Below are 22,317 nucleotides of genomic sequence, written 5' to 3' on the forward strand. Positions count from 1 at the left end.
TGAACTGTCGGTCTCGTTCTTGGATCTCTTGCTCATTTGGCCATCCGGACGGGAATATCTGTGTCGATCTCGTTGAATCCCCAGAAGCCGCGGATCGCGATCCGCAGGCGATTGGGTTTGAATGGAACGGTAATGCCGTCGGGTTGCGAGACAGGCATGACAGGGGCGAGGATCTTGCGCCAGAAATCGGGCATCAGAAATGCGTCGCGGATCGCGACATACCCGTCCCGATCGTCCTCTGCCTCGCGGCGCAGCTTGAGTGGCTCGCGCAGGAAGAATCGCGATTGCTTGTCGAAATATTCCGCCTCGAGGCCGACGCTCGAACTGAGCGTCGCGACGGTGCGGATCTCAGGCAGTGCGAGCATGCTGTAGACGTTGTCTTTGACGAGGCGCATGTTCGGAATGAGGGCGGCCATCGTCGAGATCGCGGGGTGCGGTTCGAGCGGATGTTCCTTGACGAGGAACTCCTCGTGCTCGGCCGCGCAGGAGATGATTTCGTCCAGGAAATCGGTGGGCGAGACGAAGCGACCGTCGCGAAGCTGCGACTGATCGTACCATGTCTGCATCAGAAATAGCGCGCTGTCGGGGGCGACGGACGCATTGAAGCCTCTCGCAGCCGAGGCCTTCTGAAGTCCCGCGATCAGCCGGATGGACGCATCGTCGAGACGGTGGCCAAAGATCGCCTCCTGTATCGCGGGATGGTTCGATGCGAACCCCAGAAGCAGGTCGTCGAGAAAACGGACCGGATGCAGGCTCACATTGACGAAGGGGATGCCTTCGCGCGTCAGGAAGGTCGAGAGATACGGTGCCATCTCGAAGCCGACGACGAGGGAGCCGCGAAAGACATCCCGCAACATGCTTTCCATCCGCCGCGGCAGGGTGTCGATACCGTGGATCCGGGCCCAGGAATGGATCGAGCGCGGCAGGCCGAAACTGCCGTAGAAGCGATTGATATCGGCATCACCCAACAATCCGTCGCGGACCGCCCCGCTGTTCCAGCAAAAGACCGAGCTGTTGCACCCGGTCGCCATCGCGATCGGCGTGGAGAGGATATTGCGCAACCAGCGGATGTTCTGATGCTGCGTGGGACGGGTTCCAGCCGCGTTCAATCGAAGGAAATCGCCGGTGAAGACGACACGGTCCGGTGATGTGGAGACGGACGCGCCATGTTTCTCGACATGCCGGTGAAGCAGAGCGGTTCGGATCACGTCACACTATCCACGTTGCCAAGAAAGCATCCGCCGATCATATCGGGCATGCCCGGAGAGACAACCGGCCCAAGAGGTGTCGTCCGAAAATATGGATGGGGTTGCATGTCGAAGGCTTGTCATCGCATGCACCGCGGGGTTGTTTTGGCGTGGTTGCGGCCGGCAACCGCCTTGGGCTTGACCGCTCACCGCTCTGGCGGGAAATTGACGACCTGGCAAGCGAGGCGCGATGAAAGAGATAGTCGTCGTAACTGACATCCGGTTTTGGGAGCCGACGATGGGCAGCCATGCGCGCATTCGGATGCTGGCCCATAATCTGGCGCGCACCTACCGGCTCCGCATCTTCTATCTCAGACCGATCGACACGAAGACACGTGCCGCTTTCGATGCTCTCGACCTGCCCGGCGGCGCAGAAATCGTCAGTTACATGGACTATACCGGCCAGCGCCCGGATTATCAGCGCAGGCTTTCGAAGCTGGCCTATTTCAAGACCGGCGAAGTGATCGATTTCACAGCCGCGCTCGAGAGCTATCTCAAGGAGCGTCCGGCCCATGCGGTGATCTTCGAATATCTCCGGATTGCCTATATCGCGGACGCCTGTCCGGAAGGGACGTTGCGGATTCTCGATATGCACGACGTCATGTCGGCGCGCACCGTCAGCCTGCAACGCGCGGGCCTCAAGGCCTCAATCTCGATTGACGCTCCCACCGAAAAAGAGATTCTTTCTTCCTTCGATGGCGTCCTCGCGATCAGCCGGGCTGACATGGCTTTCATCCGCAACCGCTTCGGCCTCGAGAACGGTATCTACGTCCCCTATTCGGTTGAGACCAGAGCGCGGCCGGTCATCGGTTCGGGCCGCAGGCTGGTCTTTATCGGCGGACGGTCGGATCCGAATATCACCGGTCTGGAGTGGTTCCTGGAGCAGGTCTGGCCGCTTCTTGGGGGCGCGTTCCAGCTTGACGTAGTGGGCACCGTCTGCGGAGCTTTTACCGACGGGCCCGATCCGCGGTCTTGGCCGGGGGTCGTCTTTCATGGCCCGCAGGAGGATCTGGACGCACCGCTGCGCGACGCCGATATCGCGATCAATCCGGTCTATGTGGGTGGCGGGCTGAAGATCAAATGCGTCGATGCCCTGGCCGCCGGATTGCCCTGCGTGACCACGCCCGAGGGGGCGGCAGGTCTGGACGCGGCGCAGGAGGCCGGCCTGACCGTGGCGCGAAGCCGTAGCGAATTTGCCGGAGCGATCCTGCGACTTGCAGCCTCTCCCGCCCATCGCCGTGCCGCGGCTGTCGCAGCCCCGGGCTTCGTCCGGGACGAATTCTCACCCGAAGCCGCCCATGCAGATCTCGTAGCCTATCTTGGAGAGGCGGGGCAGGATGACTTCCGCCCCGTGTCCCGAACGCTGCCGGCGATCGCGGCACGGATCAGGCGCGCCATCGCCCGCGACAGCGCGAGTGTCCGCTCCAAGGACTGAACATATTCAGGTTCGCTCCCTGAAGATCGGATTGTGGGGATCGACATCGGCATCTTCGGCATAGAGGTTGTCGGTCATCCGCCGGTCCCAGACGATGTTTTCTCGTAGGACCGTCGGAGGGGCACCTGCAATAAGGCATCCGGGAGCAAAAGTCTTCTTGTTGAGATACGAGCGCCCACCGACGACGCAATCCTTGCCTATGACCGACCCTTTTCCGACGATTGCGCCCTGTGCGATCCAGACATGGTCGCAAATTCGTATATCATCCGGCGGGTTCAGCAGCACACCGCTCTCGCGGTCGTAGATGCCATGCGCGTCAGTCGTTCTGAGCGCGACCTGGAAAGAGATCATGCAATCTTCGCCAATGTCGATCTTGGCGCCGTCAGCCAGCAGGTAACATTCCTCGATCGTCGTACGCCGACCGATACGGACCTCACCGGCATTCTTCACGATCATCCTGACGCGTCCTGCGCTTGGCATATCCTCGATCCAGACGTTCGAACGATCTCCCTGAATGGAAATGTCGAGATGATCTATGCGGGAAGATGCGCTGACGAAAACGGTATTGTCGTCGCCCGCCACAACAATGCGCCCCTTGCCTTTCGGAACGTCAATTCTGTTCCTGCGGCCTGTATCTATAACTTCGATAATCTTGGCCTCTCTTGTGGTCGAATACGCGGTATCATTTCACGACAGTCTTGCAAACTCGCAAGGGTCGGCGTCGGCAGTGTCATCCCCAACGACCGAAAAGACAGAGATTGACGTTCGTGGAAATGCGGCTCCCCGATAGCGTCCAGGCGTCGAACGTCACCGAGTTTACCGTTATTTTGTTCACAACGACCACGCGCGGCGAGGCCTCGTGCGCCGTGCCGATCACGTAAGGCACCTCAGAAAATGCCTGTGGCAGATTATAGGTTCGTTGTCCTGACGTATGGGAGGTCAGGCGCAGGCTCACGATCTGTGTGCCATCTGCGAAACGAGTATAGCTGTCGTTGACGTTATGTGCGCTTTCGACCACCGCACCCGATGGATGACCGTTCGCCATTGAGACCGGTCCCACCACATTGCCAGGGCCATAGCCCCAATCGGCGCGCATGAGGCGGCCGGGGGTGGTATCCTCGGGTGACGCCTGCACCGCCTCGCCGGTGATCGCCGCCGCCGAAAGCCGGTCCATCGACGTCTCGCCGCTGGACCCGTCGACCCGGAGCGCTGTGGCCCAACTCTCTCCGTCCGCGCTCACCTTGATCGAGAAATCGTCGTCGCCTGCAATCCCCATCTCGGCGCGGCCCGAAAAGCCGGTCTGGAACAGGAGGCTCGCCGTCTCCGGGGCGGCGGACTTGTTGATCTTCAGCCGGTGCCCCGCCCCCTCATGGCTTAGGAGCGTGCCGGACGACGCCACGCTCAGCCGGTTCTCGGCATCCCAGCTTGCGTTCAGGCCGAGCCCGTCGGCCGTGTCCGCACCGACCGCCAGCAGAAGCCGCCAGCTGCTGTCCTGAAAGACATAGAAGGCGCCTCGGCTTTCGACCCACGCCTTGAAACCGTTGCGCGGCGGCACGAACAACCACGCCCCGTTCGAACGATAGGCGATCTTGCCATCCTCCCCCTCGAAGATACCGGTCGCACCAGAGCCCACGGCAACGACCTGACCCTCGAACGGATCTGCAGGGGGTGTCGTCGCATCGAGGGTCGTCAGGCTCAGATGTACCAGTGCGTCGAGAAGCTCGATCGCGAGGTTGTGGGTGATGTGCTTTTGCGCCTGCGATGGCTGTATGTAGGGTATCGACAGGTTGGGAGAGTTCGACATCAGGGATCCTCGCATCTTTGCGCCGAACAGACCCTCCTGTCTTTAGCATTGCGTGATCGGATCGTACGGGCCGTAAAGGCCATGCGTTACGCCTCAGACGACACCCGCTCTTAGCAGATCGTGGATATGCAGAACGCCGATCGGCCGCACATCGTCGTCGATCACCATCAGAGCCGAGATCTTGCGCTCCTGCAAAAGCGCCAACGCCTCTGCAGCCAGGGTATCGGCGCGGACGGTGGCCGGGTTTCGGCTCGCCACCTCGCCGGCCCGGTGCGCCATCAATCCGTCCATGTGGCGCCGCAGGTCACCGTCTGTCACGACGCCCGACAATCGACGCGACCCGTCGACAACCGCAGCGATGCCGAAGCCGCCCGAGGTCATGGCGAGCAGCGTTTCGGCCATTGGTGTCGTTTCGTCCACGAGCGGCAAGGCGCGTTCGCCATGCATCAGCGCGCTCACACGCGCGAGCTGGGCGCCGAGCTTGCCGCCGGGGTGGAACACGGCGAAATTGTCCGCCCGAAACTGGCGCATCTCCATCAGCGTCACGGCCAACGCGTCCCCGAGGGCCAGCGCCTGCGTCGTCGACGTCGTGGGTGCAAGCCTCATTGGACAGGCTTCCGGGGCTGCGGCGAGCGTCAGCCGGAAGGTCGCCGCACGCATCAGGGTGCTGTCGGGTGCGCTCGAGATACCGATCATGGGAATGGAGAACCGCGTGCAATAGGCGATGATGTCGCCGAGTTCGGTCGTCTCGCCGGAATTCGAGATCAACAGGCAGATGTCCTTTGCCCCGATCATGCCCAGATCACCGTGGCTCGCCTCCGAGGGATGGACGAAATACGACGGCGTTCCGGTAGAGGCGAAAGTTGCGCTTATCTTGCGTCCGATATGGCCGGATTTGCCGATCCCCGAGACGATCACGCCACCCGAGGCGGCCCTGATCGCCCTGATCGCCGGTGCGAAATCGGCGGGCAGTTCCGCGCCGAGCGCGTCGAGCGCGCGCGCTTCGGTCTCGAGGACCTCCCGCCCGAGCGCCTCCAGCCTTTGATCGCTCATCACGTCCGTTTCCGCGACCCTATTGTCCACGATCGATGCTCCTTCTGATGGTGCCCGGACGGTCCGGTTCATGCCGGTATTCGAGATCAACGGGCGGTAGAATCGCGTTTCGCACGTGCTTGCCTCCGGGGTCTAGGGCGTCCCGCCGGGATCGGACACATCCCGGTACGCTTCCGGCCCGGTGCGGGAGCGCCCGTCCCTTCGTCGTCGGCCGCCCTTGCAACTTCTCTCGCACCCGAATTATCAGAAGCCTCGGACAAACGCGTCGACGAACGAGCGCGAACGGTCCGGCCGGAAACCGGATCCAATGTCCCCGGGTATCCTCGAAGTCGAGAGGGAGCATGAGGTGAAGGGCCAGTCAGATCCGCCAGGCGTCTCGACCGACGGCCTCCCCATCTCGCCGCGCAACCACTGGGCGCATCTCGAGGTGGTCATGCGTCTTCTGGCCGAGGGCACGCCGGACCGGGCCTGGAACCAGCTCGAAGCCATCCGTCGTTCCGAAAGCGTGGGCGCGGAAGCCATCGCCGCTGCTCGCAGGATCGTGGGCGAGGCGCTGGCTCGGGCGGGTGGCGATCGGATCGAACGCCCCTCGGATTATCTCCGTGCGCGACCCGGCAAGACGATCCAGCCGAAGCTGCGCCAGACCCGCGACCTGAAGCGGCGCCCGGGACGCTTTCCGTCGGACCTGATCCTGCCGGGGATAACCGGCAATGCCAACGATTTCTCCTTCCTCGTCGATGCGAGCCGGTCGGGCGGGTTCGCGGGGCCCCTGCCGGGGCTGCGGATGCGCCTCGTCGTGACGCTCGAAGGCGCGGAGGATCTCTCGCAGCTCGAACGTGCCTTGGCGCAATGCCGCGAGAGAGCCCCGGCCCTCGCGCACGGGCTCACGCTCTGCGTCTCGGCACCCGAGGCGCTGCACGGCGCCGCCCTGCCCGTCCCGACCGATTGGCTCGCAGGGTCGGTTTTCGCCGAAGATCCGGCCCAACAGATGCGGCGGCTTGCCGAGGAGACGGATATCGTCTGCTTCGCGCCCCTCGCCGTACTCGAAGACACGCTCGCCCTTGAGCGGGTCGTTCGATACGTCGCGCTGTCGGGGCAGGCTTGTCTGGTGCTGCGCCCGTTCGGCACCCTCTGCCCCGCCGGTCCGGATCGGGACGGCGTCTTGCCCGGCGTCCTGTCGGATCGCTTGATGCTGCCCGCCTGGGCGGACCGCCCCGACGCCTTTTCCGACATCCGTGGCTTGTCCTTCGCTCTCGATGCCGGGCTCTTCCGCAAGGCCGGCGGCTTCGATCCACGGTTTTCCACTCCGGGCGGGGCCGCGGCATATCTGGCGGCCCGTGCCCACGATGCGGGGGCCTATTTCCTGCCACTTGCCGTGCGGGCCGAGTTCGACACGGGCGGCGATCCGCCCGCGGCCGATGCGGCCCTCCTGCGCGCGCTCTGCCCGCATCCGGCCATTCGCGGTGCGGCCGGCCGGTTCGAGACCCCGCGCGTCAGCATCTACATCCCCGCCTATCGTGCCGCGCGATATCTCCAGGCGGCCATCGACAGCGTTCTGGAGCAGGATTACGACGATCTCGAGGTCTGCGTGGCCGATGACGGATCGCCGGACGCGACACTCGAGGTGCTCGCCCGCTATGACGGCGATCCGCGCGTGCGCTACGCGACGGGGCCAAACGGCGGGATCGGCCATGCCTCGAACCGTGCGATCGGCATGGCGCGGGGAAGCTATATCGGACAGCTCGATTCCGACGACAGGCTGAAGCCCGGCGCGATACGCAGGCTTGCCACCTATCTCGACAACAACCCCTGGGTCGGATGCGTCTATGGCTCGTGCGAGCGGATCGACGAGAACGGGTATCTTATCGGCAAGGAATACAGCCACCTGAATTTCAGCCGCAAGAAGATGCTGACGACCTCGATCGTGCATCACTTCCGCATGTTCCGCCGCCAGGCCTGGGAGCGGACGAGCGGCTTTCGCGAGGACATCGCGAATGCGGTCGATTACGACATGTTCCTCAAGCTGTCGGAGATCACGGCCTTCCACCATGTCGACGAGGTCCTCTATCAGCGCCGCTGGCACGGCGAGAACACGTCGCATGTGAACGAGCATTTCCAGACCGCCAATACCTATGCCGTGCAGGAACAGGCGCTCGAGCGGATGGGGATCGGTCGGTTCTGGAAAGGCTACGTCCCCGATCCGGAAAAGCCCCGCGCCATCTCCTATCGACGCGGCGATTGTCCCGACCGGGTCTATTTCTGGCCCGATTACAGCCGCACGAACCCCTATCAGAGACTGCTCTACGCCCGCGCATCCGAACGTGTGGAATGTATCGGCGGCAGCATCGACGAAGCGTTGCAGGCCATGGGGGGGCGCACCGAGGAGGATGCCGGGACGGCCGTCTTCCATCTCCACTGGCTCAACAAGGTCTTCGTCGAGGCCACCAATGTCGCCGGAGCGGCCCGCGCCGCGCAGGATTTCCTGACCAAGCTGCGCCGCTTCAAGTTCATGGGCGGCCGAGTCGTCTGGACGATCCACAACACGCTCTCGCACGACCTGCCCTTCCTGCGGATAGAGGCGAACCTGTCGCGCGAGGTGCTGGAGCTTGCCGATGCGGTGCATCTGCATTGCGAAGGCTCCATTCCCGAGATCGAGGCCTCCTTTCCTCTCCCTCGCGAGAAGGTCCGCATCGCCCGTCACGGCACCTATGTCGGGACTTATCCGGACTTCGTCACCCGCGACCGCGCGCGCACCGAGCTTGGCATCGACGCGGATGACGAGGTAATCCTCTTCATCGGGCAGATCCGTCCCTACAAGGGCCTCGACGCGCTTCTCGCGGCCTTCCGCGAGATTCTCCCCCGCCGCCCGCGCGCGCGGCTCGTCATCGCGGGAAGCCGGCCCGTCGCCCCCCTCCTCGACGGCGCGGGTCTGAGCGAGGCCGAGCGTGCGCGCATCACCGTCGCCAACCGCTTCATCGACGAAATGGAGCTGCAGGTCTTCTTCCGCGCCGCCGATCTCGCCGTCTTTCCCTATACGCGGATCCTGACATCGGGATCGCTGCTTCTGTCGCTGAGCTTTGGTGTGCCCGCGATCGTGCCCGAAAGCGCGATGACGCGCGAAGTGCTCGCCGATGATCGCGCCGGCGCGCTCTATCGCCCCGAGGACGGCCTGCTCGCCCTCGTCGGCGCGATGGAGACGATCCTTGGTCGGGTCGAGGCCGGCGAAGGCCCCGAGATGGGCCGCGCCGCCTTCGACACGGCCCGTGCGCTCGGCTGGGAAGACATCACGCCGCTCCTTCTCGGGGACGACGCGGCCAGAAACGAGGAGACGTCGCCATGACACGAGAGGACGCGACGCAAGCCGATGCCGCGCTGATCGCAGCCGAGGCCGCGAAGGCCGCCGCCGCCGCCGAAGCGCGCCTGATCGAGACGCGCGCCGAGATGGCCCGCCTGCGCGAGACGATCCGCGCCGAGCTCGACGGATCGCTGGCCGAGGCGCGCCTGCGCATCGCGGCCCTTCAGGAGGAGGCCGCCCGCCTGCAGGCCGAAACGGCAGAGGCCCGCGCCGAGGCCGACGCCATCCGTCGCAGCACGAGTTGGCGCCTTACCGCGCCGCTGCGCGCGGTCGCGTTGCGCCTTCGGGGCTGAGACGCGGATCTCGTCCGAGCGATCTCAGGCCGGTTTGAACTCGTCGACCGATTTCGTGCGCATGTTGCGATAGCGCCAGAGCTTGTTCGTCTGGAGGATCTTGCGGTGCAGCTCGTCGGGGGACGGGGGCTCGAAGCCGAAAAGCCGGGTCGACGCTGAAATGTCTCGGGCGAGATTTTCGCGAAACCAAGCCATCCGGGCAAGCGCGTCCGCCCGGATCCGCGCGGGGTCGAAGACGGTATCGTCGAGCTTCGACAGGGCGGTCTTGACCGCCTGCGCGACGGCTTCCGGCGAGGGGTCGCAGATGATGGAGTTCTGTGGGGTATAGAATTCGTCCCGACCGCCGATCGACGGCGTGCTGATCACAGGAAGACCGCAGAGCAAGTATTCGAGCGACGCGTAGCACGCGCCTTCCTCCGCCGAGAGGATCAGCCCGGTTCGCCCCCGCCCCACGATATCCGCGACCTCGAGCCCTTTCACGTTGCGGAAGATCTCGCGCGGCGAAAGCTCACGAAGGTCCAGATCGGCCCATTTCCAGTCGTAGCACAGGAAGGCCTTGTTCCCGACCTCCCGCGTCAGGCGATGGCGTTTGAAATCGTTGGCACGGGCATTGTAGATGGCGTCGAATTCCTTGGCCCCGGAGCTCAGCTGGAAATGCCGTTCGTTCAGAAGCGCGGCATTGTTGAAGAAGACGCAGGTTTCCTCGGGAAATCGCGTTCTGGCCCGGTCAAATTCGTCCCGCGAATTGAGTAGGAAACGAACATGGCGAAGGGCCTCCTCCGCGTTGCCGAGCGCGTCATTCGCTTCCGAGATACGCTTGGCGATGTGATCGAGGCTCTTTTCCGAGACATGCCAGGAAAACGTGAAATAGCAGATCGACCCTGTCAGAAGACCCGATGCGGCAAGGCTCGGGATCGCGTCGATGCCGTCGTGGAAGACGAGGATACGGAAATCCCGATCGGCATGAAAAACCTTGAGGCGGGGATACCCCTCCGGCGCGTTCTTTCGTGGTTCGGGCATCGGGTTTCCAGATTGCGTTTCAAGCGAACGGGCCCTTCGGGGGACGTCGCATTGATGTTCGCGGGGCGGTGCCGATACCGTCGCGACGGTATTCCCGTCCGCCACCAGATCCAGGCTGCACAAAACTCCGCGAGATTGATATCGGGAGCCGCAGCAAGCAACTCCAACCCCTTTCTCTTTTGCCGATACTCATACCAGACGGCGGTTCCGGCGCAAGCAGGGGTGACTGGCTTGCGGCATCCTGCGTGGCAGAGCTAGGATCAGCCGCATGATCGGTACCACCCTCCAAAAGTGCGTGACGGAAGCGCAACTCATGTATTCAGGAGGTGACAAGAGGTGAGGCACAATCTGTCGCGCGTCATGCACGCGTTGCGACGCAGGATCTTTGCCGACGATCCTGTCGATCTGGTGCGTGCCCTCGCGCTCTGGCGGACCGACCCGGACCGGGCGGGGCGTGCGATGGATCGGGCGGTCGCGCGGCTGGCGCGGGGGCGCGACCCGGCCGCGCTGACGGATCTTGTGCTTTCGGTTCTGCCGCGTTTTCTCGATCGTCCGACCCTGCGCGCGGTGCTCCGTCTGCGGGCTTCGCACGATATGGCCGTGCGGCGGGCCGGACACGCTGCGCTCGCGGCCCATGCGCTGCATTGTCAGGATTTCCGGCGCGCCGCCGGAGACCTCGAGGCGCTTCTCTCCGAGCCGGATGCTCTCGGTCCCGCGCTGCGCGACTCCGCGCTCGTCGATCTCGCGCAGGCGCGGTTCAAACTCGGCGACATTGCCGGGGCCCTCGCGCTTGCCCGGCGCCGTGATACAGACGCCATCGGGCGTGTGGTGCAGGAGGCACGGATCCTCGCGGCCGAAGATCCATCGGCGGCTTGTGCCCTTCTGAACCGCCACGGCGCAGACGAGGGACGTGCCGGAAAGGTCGGGGCCGCGATCGAGCTTGCGACCTGTCTTGCCCGCCGCGATCTCGACGATGCCGAAAGCCTTGCCGGAAGGATCAAGGAGCGGCCGGGCTGCGGCTTGCTTGCCCGTACATATCTGGCCAATATCGCGCGGATCCGCACAGGCGGGACCGAATGTTTGAAGAACGTCTTGGCGGAGATGGGCCTGGCGGTCGAGATGCATGGCGGAGCGTTCGACACGATCCGCCTTGCCCCCACGGGTCCGGTCCCCACCGCAGGCGGTCCGCTCGTGAGCGTGGTGATGACGGCTTTCAACGCCGAGGCTCATGTCGAGACGGCGATCCGGTCCATCCTGTCGCAGACTTGGGGGAACCTGGAGCTTCTTGTCGTCGACGATTGCTCGACCGATGCGACGGGGGCGCGGATTGCGGCGATCGGCGGAGACGATGCGCGGATCAGGCCGCTTTCGACCGCGCTGAACGGTGGCACGTATCTGGCCAAGAATCTCGGCATCGCCCATGCGCGGGGCGATGTCGTCGCCTTTTGCGACGCCGATGACATCTGGACCCCCGATCACCTCTCGGCGCACATGGCGTTGATGACGGAACGGCCCGACGTGGCGATGTCCTCGTCGAACTGGCTCAGGATCTTCGAGGACGGGACGATCGAGATCCCGCCCGGCGGCAAGATCGTCGAACGCTGTCCTCATTCCACGATGATGCGCCGCGAGGTCTTCGAGCGTCTGGGCTTCTTCGATAGCGTCAGGATCGGGGCCGACCGGGAATTCTTCCGGCGCGTGACACTGGAATACGGAGCCTCCGCGACGCCGCGTCTGGCCCGTGTGCTGACGCTCGGCCGACGACGGGGCGGATCGCTCACCACGTCAGGTGCCGGAGCCATTGGAGCCGGGGCCACGCCGGAGATCCGCCAGATCTATCGTCATACCTGGACGGGCTGGCACCTCGGCGAGGTCGCGGCCGGCCGACCCTTGTGGAATTCCGGCCGCCCCGAGGAGCGTCCCTACCCCGTTCCGGACGCGATGGTCTGACCCACGCCTTGCCGCCCGCCCACCCGCGCCCTTATGAGGGGGCCGATCGTCGCGAAGGGGCCTCGAAGATGCAGATGACATTCGTGCTGGGCGTACATCGCTCCGGGACCTCGCTGCTGACGGCGGGCCTGTCCCATGTGGGTTGCGCGCTCGGGCGGTTCCAGAACCACACCAATCCAGACAACCCGAAGGGCGAGTTCGAGCATGGCGACGTCGTGGCCTTCGACGATCGCCTGCTCGCCCATCTGGGGGCGTCGTGGGACAATTGGGGGTTCGACGCGACGCGGATCGATTGGGACGCGCCCGATCTGCGACCCTGGCGCGAGGAAGCGGCCGGGATCCTGCGCGCCGCCTTCGAGGGCGAGACGCGCGCCGCGCTCAAGGATCCGCGGATGGCGACGCTTCTGCCCTTCTGGAGCGCGGTGATGGACGATCTCGGCTGGAAGGCGCGCCACATCCTGATGTTGCGTCCGCCCGCCGAGGTGGCGTTGAGCCAGGTCCAGCGCAGCCGGCGCCGGCCGCACGGATTTCCCGTCATCACCGACACCGAATCCATGTGCGCGCTCTGGGCCGTGACCATGCATGCCGTGCTCCGCTCGATCGGGACCGAGCCGGTCCTGGTACTGCGCCACGAGGCGCTCTACGACGCGCCGCGCGCCACGATCGAGACCTCGGCCGCGCATCTGGGTCTCGATCCCGATCCCGAACGGCTCGACGCGTTCGAGAAGCACCATCTCGACGCGTCCCTGCGCCGGGCGCATGTGGCGCGCGATGCGGCCGAGGGCCCCTGGCACGAGATCGCCCGTGCGCTCTATGACGATATCGTGCCCGAGGGGGCCAGCGTCCTGAGGCAAGGCGACTGGGGCAACGGTTTCGCGGCGAAACAGGTCAGGCTCAACGCCGCCTTGCCCCTCCTCCCGGCGGTCCATCGCTCGATCGGGAGCCTGCGGGCGCGGCTCGACGCGGCTCCGGTGCCTGCCCCCGTGCCCGTTCCGGATCCGCCCGCGCGACATTCCCTTCTGAGGCGTTTCCTGCGCCGTTAGGATTTCTTTCCACGCGATGCGGTTGCAGGGGGCGGTATTTTTGCGCTACTCCAAAAATGTTACGTCATAACGTAACATTTAAATGCATCTTCAAGATCAGGGAACATCTTCATGCGGACCTCTCTCGCCCGTGCCATCGGCATCCTTTCCTCCGGTGCCGTCCTGTTTCTCGCCACGCCCACCCTGTCGCAGACCGGCGGCGGAGAGGCGGCCGGGGATCACGGCCATTCCCATTCGCACGACCACGATCATGACCATGCACATGATCACGGAGACGACGACGTCGCTTCTGGCCATTTCGACGACGACCAGATCCATCCGCGTGCCCTGTCGGACTGGGAGGGAGAGTGGCAATCGGTCTATCCGTTGTTGCGCGACGGCACGCTCGACCCGGTGATGGAGCACAAGGCCGCCCATGGCGACCGGAGCGTCGCGGATTACACCGCCTATTACGAGACCGGCTATGCGACCGGGACGGACCGCATCGTGATCGCAGGCGACGAGGTGACGTTCTTCGAGAACGGAGAGCCGGTCATGGGCCGCTATGCCGATGACGGCTACGAGGTGCTGACCTACGAGGCCGGCAATCGCGGCGTGCGCTACGTCTTCGAGAAGGTCGAAGGCGACGACGCGGCTCCCGGCTACATCCAGTTCAGCGACCATGCCATCGCGCCGTGGGATGCGGATCACTACCACCTCTACTGGGGCGACGACCGCGCCGCCCTGCTCGAGGAGGTAACCAACTGGCCGACATACTACCCCGCGGATCTCGACGGCGAGGCCGTCGCGCGCGAGATGATGGCGCATTGAGCCCCGTCCGGATTGCCTGCCGCGCCAATGCACGCACCAGCCTGCGCCGCGGCCCTCGATCCGTCGATCCCATGGGGGAATACGACCGCCTTCCGCCAGAGCTCAGGGCCTGGCTGGCGGAAGCGGCGTTGCCATGGTCCGCGCGATCGGCGCTCAGGGTCTGGCGACGCGCGCTCGGAGCCTCACGGGGCGATGCGATGGCGGCCCGGGCGCGCCTTGCCCGGATCGAACGCGCGCGGCTCGAGCGGGAGGCGGTCCCGATCTGGGGCCGCGCGCCCGATTAGGGCGCGAGCCCCCAGCCCGCGCGCAGGAGATCCGGCGCGGGGGCGGCCCTCTCGGTCGCGACGGGCGCTGAGGTCAGCGCGACCGAGAGCGGCACCCAGAGCCCCAGGCACGCCATCGCCGCGTGCAGCCGCTCGGGGGCCGCACCGAGCAGATCGGAGCTGGAGGCCACGAGACGCGGCATGTCGCGGCTCTGGGCCTCCAGCTCCGATACCGCCTCGCCTCCGCCCGTATCGGTGTCGGCATCGGCCAGAAGGATCAGCGCGGGTGCGACCTCGCCCTCCGCTGCAAATGCCCGCCAGAGGGACCGGGCACCGGTGATCTCGGGATCGTCGATAAGCAGTCCGTGCCAGCCGCCCTCGTGCATTCGTCGGCTCGCGCGCAGCTCGGCCAGGAGCGGCTCGCGCGGTTCAGACCCCATCGCGCGCAGGATCGCCGCGATCCGCGCCTGCCAGTCGACGGGGGCCTCGACCGGGAGAGCGATCTCGCGCACGCCGAGACCCTTCAGCCGCGCGGCCACACGCCCGCGCGCGGCATGGGTTCCCCCCGCGAGCAGAACCGGCACCGACGGCCCCGCGGAGTCTTGCCAGATGCGATCCGGGCCGCCCCCCGCCGCCGACAGCGCCAGCCGTGCGGCATGGCTGCCGTCACGCGGGACGACCGCCTCCGACAGGCGACTGTCGGGCCGGATCAGGCCCGCCATCCGGTCGCGGGCGATGGCCTCGGGGGCCGGCATGATCTCGGCCGTGACGGCATCGATGCCCCCGGTCTCGGCCATGGCGTGCCAGCGGCGATACTTGGCCGAGACGTCCGGCCCGGCCGTGGGATCGGCGGCGATGGCCCGCCCGATCCGCGCGACCGAGGCCGCGACTTCCCCGCGGTCGCGGAAGGGGGCGTGGCGGATGGTGACGGGCACGTCGCGGGCCCTGCCTTCACCACGCAGGTCGACGTCATGAGGATGCGCCCCGCGGCCGATACGGGTGACGGCTTCGGGCCTCAGGATCGCCTTGGGCGGCATGTGGCCCTGGGCGAAGGGCTGCTCCAGCGGCGCGGGATCGCGCAGGCGGGCCGGGCTCAGGGGGGCGGGCGCGACCGCGCGCCAGACGAGGGCGTCGCGCCAGCCGAGCGTCTCGATCTCCTCCCAGGGCGCAAAGAGGTTCGCCCGCGCGCAGGAGACGAGCGGCACGTCGGGGGGCACCGCGGCCAGCACGTCGCGCAGATCCGCGCCCGCATCGTCGGGCATCCAGAACTCGTCCGCATCGGAAGGGATCACCCATGCCGCCCCGAGATCCTCCAGCGCCATTCGCGCCATCTCGGTCGTCCAGACGTCCTGAAGGTAGCTGTCCGAGGGCTGATCGACCCGGGTGAGCACGCCCATCGCCTCGAAATCGCGCAGGATGTCGCTCGTCCCGTCGGTCGAGGCATTGTCCATGGCGATCACGTGGTCGACGCCGGCGCGCAGATGAAAGCGCAGCATGTCGCCCACGATGTCGGCCTCGTCGCGCACGAGGAGTGTGAGGACGATCGGGCCCGTCATGTCCGCTCCGCCACGTAGATCTGGCGCCGCCCGTCGGCGGGCGAGGAGACGATGATCCGCCCTCCGTCGCGCGACGGCACGGGATGCAGATCGCAGCGATAGGGCCCCTTGGCGGGCAGGTGGCCGCCCCAGCGGGCAATGGGCATGACCTGGCCGGTCTCGCGGTCGAAGAGTTTGAGTTCGACCTCCTCGGCATAGGGCGTGTCGAAGACCATGCGGTTCGGATCGTCGGGGATGTGGCGCAGATGCACATTGGCCGCGAAGTGGCGGCGATCGAAGATCTCGGTCTCGCGCGGCCAGCTCAGCTCCGCGTCGTCCTTCAGCGCCACGTATCCCGCCCCCTGGTTCCAGAAATAAAGCTGCCGGTCGTCTAGCCAGATGACATGCGAGGTGGCGCGCGCCACGATGCGGGGATCCTCTCCCTCCATGCCGCAGGTCAGGCTCACACCCATCGTCCCGTTCCAGCCGCCGCCGGGCTTGCGCCAGCGCAGCTTGACCGTGAAGCGCGCGCCCCCCGGCGCGATCTTGCAATGGTTGAACCAGTAGGCATAGCCCGCGCCCTCGTGCTCGGCCCGCTCGTCGGTGCCGAGAATGGCGAGGAGCGCCTCGCGCGCCCGTGCGAGCGACAGGATCAGCCGCGACGCACCGCTTTCGAGATCGATCCGCCAGATACCGTCCCCTGCCGGCGCGGGTTCGGAGAGATCGGCATGGCCTCCGGCATATCCGTAACCCGGCCTGAGCGCATCGAGCCGCGCGAAATCGAGGCTGAGTGCCGCCTCGCCCGAAGGCGCAAGCGCGTAGACTGGCCGGTCGAGGCTGCGAATTCCCGATCCGTCATGGATGCGGGCCACGAAATCGCTTCCCTCCCGGTCGTTCCAGACGAGGCTGTCTTCGCTGCCGGGCAGGAACTGTGCCATCGCGCCCTGTTGCCAGCTCCAGGCGGCAGTCTCGGCGATTTCCGTGAAGCCCGTTCCGTCGAGCGCGACGGTGCCGACCGTGACGCGATCCCCGGCCTCCGGCGGGCGTTCGGGGATGTCCAGACGCATCGCCGCCACGCGAGTTTCGGACCGGTCGAGGACCGGAATGTCGTAATAGCTGTGGAAATGGGCGGTGCCGCTCGCCGATCCGAAGCTCAACTGCCGCACATGCCAGCCATCAGCCGCCTTGGGCCATTGCCAGAGCGCGCGCGGATAGCGGCCCGTCTCGCGCGAGGTTGCTTCGGCCCGCAGATGGGCGATCTGCGCGGTCCAATCCCGGGGGCGGTGCCAGTCGCGCTTGATCGCCATGCGCGACAAGTCGATCGTTCCGCGATCCTTGAGGAAATCCTGCAATTGCCCTGAATATCGCGTCGCGGCCTCGGTCTGCAGTCCCGAGGCCCGCCGTCGCGTGAGTTCGTCGATGAGGACGTCGCGCCATTTGAAATGTGCGACATAGGCAGGAAACGACAGGCGAAAAACCGGATCGGTAATCCTGGGATGGCCGCCGATATTGCTGCCCCAGAGCGGCGCGGGCTGCCAGGCCCTGGCGCGAGCGAGGGCCCGTTCGTCGGCCGATCGGGGACGATCGAGATCGATGTCGTGGGCGGACGCCATCTCTTCGGCGCGTTTGGCGCATTCGGCGCGGATCACACCGTGCCCCCCCAGACCCGGCACGAGATGCGCGGCCAGAAGCATCGCCTTCACCGTGCCGCCACCGTCCTTGTACTCGGACTTCCGGCTGATCTGGCACATGAGATCGCCCTCGACCGGGAACTGCTCCCAGAGGGGTGTGTCAGGCTCCACGGCGGCGAGCCGCCCGCCCGGGGCCACACGGTCGATCATCGGCCCCTGCAGCCAGTCGGCCTCGTGATGCCTGAGCGCGCGGAGCGTCTCGCGAAGTCCGGCGGAATAGACGTGAAGCTCGTCGGCATCGGCGCTGATGACCCAATCCCCGAGCGTCGTGCGCGCGCATTGCAGATTGCGCCGGCGCTCCCACATCGCGGTGCTGGAATAGGGCCCGATCCAGAGCTCGGGCTCGGCCGCGCCCCATCGCGACAAAATCTCTCTCGCGCGCGCCATGCCCGGCGCATCCGCTTCGCCCGCATTGAGAATGAGGTGGATGTTCGCGGGCGGCACGCCGAGCGTAGTGTAATGTCCGAGGAAATGCTCCAGAAGCGGCAGATCGTATGTCGCCGAGAGGCACGACATCACATGTACCCGCTCAATCGAGATCCCTGCATCCGGGGCGGCTTGCGCGGGTATCGCTGCCCGTGGAAGACCCGCCACGTGCAAAAGCGCATCGCTCAGCTCTGCATCACCACCCATCGCCGCGGGAGAGGACTCATGCCACTCGGCGGGGGCCACGCGATCGCGCAGATGTTCCGCCCCGCCGGTATCAACGACGACGAGTTTCAGTGGGGCGACGGCGCGGGCGAGTTTCGAGATCCGCGCGGCGGCGTCATCTGGCAGATCGTGCGGCCAGGCTGCCCCGAGGCAGACAACCTCGCGTTCGAGGCCGGACGCCACCTTGCCCATCCGCCAGCGGTCCCAGCGCCCGCCGGTCTCGCGGAAGGCGCGAGCGTAGAGCCGGATAAGCGCGGCGATCCGCGCGGGAGACAGTTCCGCACCAAGAAGCGCCGGGAGGTCGAAGGACGGGACCACCCGCGCCAGGGGATGGGTGTTGAGAAAGGCCGCCACGCCATCGGCGTCGCGCCCCAGAACAACGACGAGCCGGTCCGCCCTCCCCCATTGCCCGAGCTTCGCGCCCGCCCGCATGGCGCTCAGGCGTAGCGTGGCGATCTCGCGCACGCGCCAGCGAGCCGCGTCGCTGCCATCGAAGACCGGCAGGGCGATCTGGTGTCCAGTCGCGATTGTACGCAACGCCGTGCGTTTCAAACGTTCCGAAAAACTCGACATTTCCGCCTCGATCCCGCTTTGGGCCGTCCCTAAACGATCTACCGGAGGTTAGGAAGCGGCCCTCCTTCCGGCTTCTTGCAGCGGAGGCCGCAGCCCCGCTCAACCCTACGGGCACGATGGCGGGGAGCACGACCTCCAGCATCGATGCCGGCAGAAACCGGGCAAGGCCGAGACGGTCCTTGATCTTGCGCGTCAGCCCCCGCCGGTCGGAAGGTCTCGAAGAGGAGGGGGATGCGCGCGTGCTTCGCCGCGGACAGACGATTGGCCGCGAACGGGATGCAGACCGCCGCGACCGATCCGACGACGGCGCCCACCGCGAAGATCGAGATCCGGCTCGACCGCAATATTCTGCGCCTTCCCGGTCAGTTTGGTCCGCCGGTCATTGCGGTCGCGTCGAGGCCCGCCATCGAAAGGTCTTCGAAAGGATCTGATGGCGCGTTCCTTCTCCATGGATGGATTACGGTGCTGGGCATCTTCAAGGGAGCAACGGCATCACTGGTGGAGAAGGCCTTCTTTCCGGGCGTGTCCTGTCGGTGCAATAGCTGGCAATAGAACCGACAGGACGCGCTCGACAAACCGGCCGGGCTTCGGCATAGCGGAGGCCGTGGACGGCCATCCGCGAGGCCAGAACGGCAGGTGTGCATCCTCGCTCCTTCCGCCATTGGAGGGAACGCGGCGCGTGCGCCCGTCCGGCATGTGCCGTCCGAGCCGATTTTTCGCAGCCGGCCCCGAGGGGCCGCATCGCCGAACCACGAGGATCCCGTCCCATGCCATCTTCGCCGTCCGATCCCCAGACCGACATCGTTCCCGTGATCCTGTCGGGAGGGTCGGGCACCCGGCTCTGGCCGCTGAGCCGGGCGAGCTATCCCAAGCAGTTCGCCCCCTTCATCGGCGAGACGAGCCTCTTCCAGGCCTCGGCCGAACGCCTGGCGGGGCCGGGTTTCGCGGCCCCCATCGTGGTGACGACCGACGATTTCCGCTTCATCGTGACCGAGCAGCTCGCGCAGCGGCGGATCGATCCGGGCCCCGTCCTGATCGAGCCCGAGGGTCGTGATACGGCTCCTGCGGTCCTCGCCGCGACGCTCCGCGCGATGGAGGCCGGCCCCGAGACGCTGGTCCTCGTGGCACCGTCGGACCATCTCATCCCCGATGTCGAGGGCTTCGCCGCGACGATCGCCGCGGCCGCTCCCGCCGCGCGCGAGGGTCGTATCGTGACCTTCGGCATCGCGCCCGACCGCCCCGAGACGGGCTACGGCTATCTCGAGCTCGAGGGTCAGCCGGAGGAGGGCCGCGCGGGGCCGCTTTCACGCTTCGTCGAGAAGCCCGACGCCGAGACGGCGCAAAGGATGCTTGAGGACGGCCGCTATCTCTGGAACGCGGGCATCTTCCTCTTCCGCGCCGACGTGATGCGCCAGGCCTTCGCGGACCATGCGCCCGAGGTCCTGTCGCATGTCGAGACGGCGGTGGCGGAGGGACGTCAGGATCTGGGCTTCCTGCGTCTCAACGCGGCACCGTGGTCGCAGATCACGCCGATCTCGGTCGATTACGCGGTGATGGAGAAGGCCGACAACCTCTCGGTCATGCCCTATCGCGGCGACTGGTCCGACCTGGGCGACTGGCGCGCCGTCTGGCGCGAGACCGAAGTGGACGGCCTCGCGGTCTCGGGACCCGCGATCGCGATGGATTGCACCAATTCGCTTCTGCGCTCGGAGAATCCCGACCAGGCGATCGTCGGCATCGGGCTCGAGGATATCGTGGCGGTGGCCATGCCCGACGCCGTGCTCGTCGCCCACAAGGACCGCACGCAGGAGGTCAAGCAGGCCGTGGCCAAGCTCCACGAGGGCGGCCACAAGCAGGCCAAGACCCTGCCGCGCGACTACCGCCCCTGGGGCTGGTACGAGAGCCTCGTCCTCGGCGGGCGGTTCCAGGTCAAGCGCATCGTGGTCCATCCCGGTGCCGCGCTCAGCCTGCAGAGCCACCATCACCGCTCCGAACACTGGATCGTGGTCGAGGGCACCGCGCGCGTCACGATCGACGACGAGGTGAAGCTCGTCACCGAGAACGAGGGCGTCTACATCCCGCTCGGGGCCGTCCACCGGATGGAGAACCCGGGCAAGCTCCCGATGGTCCTTATCGAGGTGCAGACGGGATCCTATCTGGGCGAGGACGACATCCTGCGCTACGAGGACGTCTATGCCCGCAGCTGATCCCATCGAGGCCCCGAAATTCGGAACGTCCGGCCTGCGCGGCCTCGTCGTGGCGCTGACCGAGGATGTCGTCTCGCGCCATGTGGCGGGCTTCGTCACCGCCTGCGACGCGGGCGAGACCGTGCTCATCGGCGAGGATCTGCGCCCCTCCTCTCCCGCGATCGCCGAGATGGCCGCCCGTGCCGTCGCGGCCGCGGGGGCTGTTCCCGTCCGCATGGGCGCACTGCCGACGCCCGCCTTGGCCCTCGCCGCCCGCGAGACCGATGCGGGTGCCATCATGGTCACCGGCAGCCACATCCCCGCCGACCGCAACGGGCTCAAGTTCTACACTCGCGGCGGGGCGGAGATCACCAAGCTCCACGAGGCCGCGATCGTCGACGCGGCGGCGGGCGAGATGCCCGGCCTGCCCCCCGAGGTGGCCCCCGGCGATCCCGAGACGACGCGTGCCGCGCTCGACGCCTATGCCGCGCGCTATCTCGATGCCTTCGGGGCCGAGGCGCTCTCGGGACTGCATCTGGGCCTCTACGCCCATTCGAGCGTGGCGCGGGACATGCTGGCGGGGCTTCTTCGGGCGATGGGTGCGCGCGTGACCGAGCTTGCCCGCTCCGAGACATTCATCCCCGTCGATACCGAGGCCGTGGCCCATGCCACGCGCGCGGATCTCGTGACATGGGCTGAGGAACACGGGCTCGACGCGATCCTGTCGACCGACGGCGATGCCGACCGGCCGCTGCTGACCGATGCGGCGGGCCGCGTGATCCCCGGCGACATCCTCGGCGCGCTGACGGCGCGGCATCTGGGGGCGGCCCACGTGGTGACGCCCGTGACCGCGAACACGCTGATCGAGGATCTGGGTTTCGACGGGGTGCTGCGCACGCGGATCGGATCGCCCTTCGTCATCGCCGGCATGGCCGAGCTCGGTGGCCTCTCCGTCGTGGGGTTCGAACCCAACGGAGGTTTCCTCCTGGGCTTCGACGCGGGCGGGCTGAAGGCGCTTCTGACCCGCGACGCGGTTCTGCCGATGATCGTCCCGCTCATCGCCGCGAAGGCGGCGGACAAAGATCTGGCCGCGCTCGTCGCCGCGCTTCCGCCTCGGGTGACCGCGGCCGACAGGCTGCAGGACGTCGATCGTCCCCGCGCCGCCGACTGGATCGAGAGCCTGAAAGACGATCCCGCGGCACGCGCCGATTTCTGGGACGGGACGAGCGTGGAGCTCGACCTCACCGACGGCGTGCGGATGATCCATCCAGAAGGCGACATCGTGCATCTGCGCATGTCCGGAAACGCCGCCGAGCTGCGCGTCTATGCCGAGGCCCGCGGCGAGGATCGCGCGCAGGCGCTTCTGGCAACCGGCCTCGCTCGCGCGCGCGCAGCGCTCGGGGGCTGA

17 protein-coding genes are annotated in these 22,317 nt (G+C 66.5%); 10 read left to right on the forward strand and 7 right to left on the reverse strand.

All coding sequences use genetic code 11. The features are described from left to right. Positions 1-32: 32 nt before the first annotated feature. Positions 33-1,208, reverse strand: coding sequence for a hypothetical protein (locus RVY76_RS18330; RefSeq protein ID WP_317378006.1), 1,176 nt, complete (start codon positions 1,206-1,208; stop codon positions 33-35). A 229-nt stretch (positions 1,209-1,437) separates the two neighbouring features. Between RVY76_RS18330 and RVY76_RS18335 the strand changes: the two genes are divergently transcribed. Next, positions 1,438-2,682: a glycosyltransferase family 4 protein gene (locus tag RVY76_RS18335; RefSeq protein WP_317378007.1), complete on the forward strand. Its 1,245-nt coding sequence runs from the start codon at positions 1,438-1,440 to the stop codon at positions 2,680-2,682. 6 nt (positions 2,683-2,688) lie between these two features. On the opposite strand, the gene RVY76_RS18340 is transcribed toward RVY76_RS18335, so the two are convergent. The 3 genes from RVY76_RS18340 to RVY76_RS18350 form a co-directional block, all read right to left on the reverse strand. Further along, a complete protein-coding gene (locus RVY76_RS18340; RefSeq protein ID WP_317378009.1) occupies positions 2,689-3,138 on the reverse strand; it encodes a hypothetical protein in 450 nt (149 codons plus the stop codon). A 274-nt stretch (positions 3,139-3,412) separates the two neighbouring features. Then, entirely contained in the window at positions 3,413-4,486 is a 1,074-nt protein-coding gene (locus RVY76_RS18345; RefSeq protein WP_317378011.1) for a DUF2793 domain-containing protein, read from the reverse strand. Between the two features lie 93 nt (positions 4,487-4,579). Further along, entirely contained in the window at positions 4,580-5,539 is a 960-nt protein-coding gene (locus tag RVY76_RS18350; RefSeq protein WP_317378034.1) for a KpsF/GutQ family sugar-phosphate isomerase, read from the reverse strand. A 307-nt stretch (positions 5,540-5,846) separates the two neighbouring features. Here RVY76_RS18350 and RVY76_RS18355 point away from each other — a divergent pair, with 307 nt between their 5' ends. After that, entirely contained in the window at positions 5,847-8,879 is a 3,033-nt protein-coding gene (locus RVY76_RS18355; RefSeq protein WP_317378013.1) for a glycosyltransferase, read from the forward strand. Next, positions 8,876-9,187 carry a hypothetical protein gene (locus RVY76_RS18360; RefSeq protein WP_317378015.1) on the forward strand — a complete coding sequence of 104 codons (312 nt, stop codon included), beginning with the start codon at positions 8,876-8,878 and terminating at the stop codon, positions 9,185-9,187. Before RVY76_RS18355 ends, RVY76_RS18360 begins: the two co-directional genes overlap by 4 nt. A gap of 24 nt (positions 9,188-9,211) precedes the next feature. Here the strand turns inward: RVY76_RS18360 and RVY76_RS18365 are convergent, their stop codons facing one another. Continuing rightward, positions 9,212-10,207 carry a hypothetical protein gene (locus RVY76_RS18365; protein WP_317378017.1) on the reverse strand — a complete coding sequence of 332 codons (996 nt, stop codon included), beginning with the start codon at positions 10,205-10,207 and terminating at the stop codon, positions 9,212-9,214. A gap of 336 nt (positions 10,208-10,543) precedes the next feature. Here RVY76_RS18365 and RVY76_RS18370 point away from each other — a divergent pair, with 336 nt between their 5' ends. The 4 genes from RVY76_RS18370 to RVY76_RS18385 all read left to right on the forward strand — a co-directional run bounded on the left by RVY76_RS18370 (position 10,544) and on the right by RVY76_RS18385 (position 14,294). Continuing rightward, positions 10,544-12,157: a glycosyltransferase family A protein gene (locus RVY76_RS18370; RefSeq protein ID WP_317378019.1), complete on the forward strand. Its 1,614-nt coding sequence runs from the start codon at positions 10,544-10,546 to the stop codon at positions 12,155-12,157. A gap of 68 nt (positions 12,158-12,225) precedes the next feature. Next, positions 12,226-13,200 (forward strand): sulfotransferase family protein, encoded by a 975-nt coding sequence (locus RVY76_RS18375; protein WP_317378021.1) that lies wholly within the window; start codon positions 12,226-12,228, stop codon positions 13,198-13,200. A 111-nt stretch (positions 13,201-13,311) separates the two neighbouring features. Continuing rightward, positions 13,312-14,010 (forward strand): metal-binding protein ZinT, encoded by a 699-nt coding sequence (locus RVY76_RS18380; RefSeq protein ID WP_317378024.1) that lies wholly within the window; start codon positions 13,312-13,314, stop codon positions 14,008-14,010. After that, positions 14,007-14,294, forward strand: coding sequence for a DUF6525 family protein (locus tag RVY76_RS18385; RefSeq protein WP_317378026.1), 288 nt, complete (start codon positions 14,007-14,009; stop codon positions 14,292-14,294). Before RVY76_RS18380 ends, RVY76_RS18385 begins: the two co-directional genes overlap by 4 nt. Here the strand turns inward: RVY76_RS18385 and RVY76_RS18390 are convergent. Together RVY76_RS18390 and RVY76_RS18395 are read right to left on the reverse strand one after the other, a co-directional pair. Next, the gene (locus RVY76_RS18390) at positions 14,291-15,829 is read right to left on the reverse strand and encodes a glycosyltransferase family 2 protein (protein WP_317378028.1); all 1,539 of its coding nucleotides are present in this window, start codon (positions 15,827-15,829) and stop codon (positions 14,291-14,293) included. The two genes, RVY76_RS18385 and RVY76_RS18390, sit on opposite strands and share 4 nt — an antisense overlap. Continuing rightward, the gene (locus tag RVY76_RS18395) at positions 15,826-18,723 is read right to left on the reverse strand and encodes a glycosyltransferase family 2 protein (protein ID WP_317378030.1); all 2,898 of its coding nucleotides are present in this window, start codon (positions 18,721-18,723) and stop codon (positions 15,826-15,828) included. The genes RVY76_RS18390 and RVY76_RS18395 overlap by 4 nt, the downstream gene beginning before the upstream one ends. Before the next feature lie 261 nt (positions 18,724-18,984). Between RVY76_RS18395 and RVY76_RS18400 the strand changes: the two genes are divergently transcribed. The 3 genes from RVY76_RS18400 to RVY76_RS18410 all read left to right on the forward strand — a co-directional run bounded on the left by RVY76_RS18400 (position 18,985) and on the right by RVY76_RS18410 (position 22,317). Beyond that, entirely contained in the window at positions 18,985-19,275 is a 291-nt protein-coding gene (locus RVY76_RS18400) for a hypothetical protein (protein WP_317377845.1), read from the forward strand. A gap of 215 nt (positions 19,276-19,490) precedes the next feature. Beyond that, positions 19,491-20,930, forward strand: coding sequence for a mannose-1-phosphate guanylyltransferase/mannose-6-phosphate isomerase (locus RVY76_RS18405; protein ID WP_317377847.1), 1,440 nt, complete (start codon positions 19,491-19,493; stop codon positions 20,928-20,930). After that, positions 20,917-22,317 (forward strand): phosphomannomutase, encoded by a 1,401-nt coding sequence (locus RVY76_RS18410; RefSeq protein WP_317377849.1) that lies wholly within the window; start codon positions 20,917-20,919, stop codon positions 22,315-22,317. Before RVY76_RS18405 ends, RVY76_RS18410 begins: the two co-directional genes overlap by 14 nt.

The organism is Palleronia sp. LCG004, from assembly GCF_032931615.1.
GTDB lineage: Bacteria > Pseudomonadota > Alphaproteobacteria > Rhodobacterales > Rhodobacteraceae > Palleronia.

Excerpts from the sequence above, each read along its gene's own strand:
- RVY76_RS18335 (WP_317378007.1), top strand. The coding sequence starts at position 1,438 with ATGAAAGAGATAGTCGTCGTAACTGACATCCGGTTTTGGGAGCCGACG.
- RVY76_RS18340 (WP_317378009.1), bottom strand. The coding sequence starts at position 3,138 with ATGATCGTGAAGAATGCCGGTGAGGTCCGTATCGGTCGGCGTACGACG.
- RVY76_RS18345 (WP_317378011.1), bottom strand. The coding sequence starts at position 4,486 with ATGTCGAACTCTCCCAACCTGTCGATACCCTACATACAGCCATCGCAG.
- RVY76_RS18350 (WP_317378034.1), bottom strand. The coding sequence starts at position 5,539 with ATGAGCGATCAAAGGCTGGAGGCGCTCGGGCGGGAGGTCCTCGAGACC.
- RVY76_RS18355 (WP_317378013.1), top strand. The coding sequence starts at position 5,847 with ATGTCCCCGGGTATCCTCGAAGTCGAGAGGGAGCATGAGGTGAAGGGC.
- RVY76_RS18360 (WP_317378015.1), top strand. The coding sequence starts at position 8,876 with ATGACACGAGAGGACGCGACGCAAGCCGATGCCGCGCTGATCGCAGCC.
- RVY76_RS18365 (WP_317378017.1), bottom strand. The coding sequence starts at position 10,207 with ATGCCCGAACCACGAAAGAACGCGCCGGAGGGGTATCCCCGCCTCAAG.
- RVY76_RS18375 (WP_317378021.1), top strand. The coding sequence starts at position 12,226 with ATGCAGATGACATTCGTGCTGGGCGTACATCGCTCCGGGACCTCGCTG.
- RVY76_RS18380 (WP_317378024.1), top strand. The coding sequence starts at position 13,312 with ATGCGGACCTCTCTCGCCCGTGCCATCGGCATCCTTTCCTCCGGTGCC.
- RVY76_RS18390 (WP_317378028.1), bottom strand. The coding sequence starts at position 15,829 with ATGACGGGCCCGATCGTCCTCACACTCCTCGTGCGCGACGAGGCCGAC.
- RVY76_RS18395 (WP_317378030.1), bottom strand. The coding sequence starts at position 18,723 with ATGTCGAGTTTTTCGGAACGTTTGAAACGCACGGCGTTGCGTACAATC.
- RVY76_RS18405 (WP_317377847.1), top strand. The coding sequence starts at position 19,491 with ATGCCATCTTCGCCGTCCGATCCCCAGACCGACATCGTTCCCGTGATC.
- RVY76_RS18410 (WP_317377849.1), top strand. The coding sequence starts at position 20,917 with ATGCCCGCAGCTGATCCCATCGAGGCCCCGAAATTCGGAACGTCCGGC.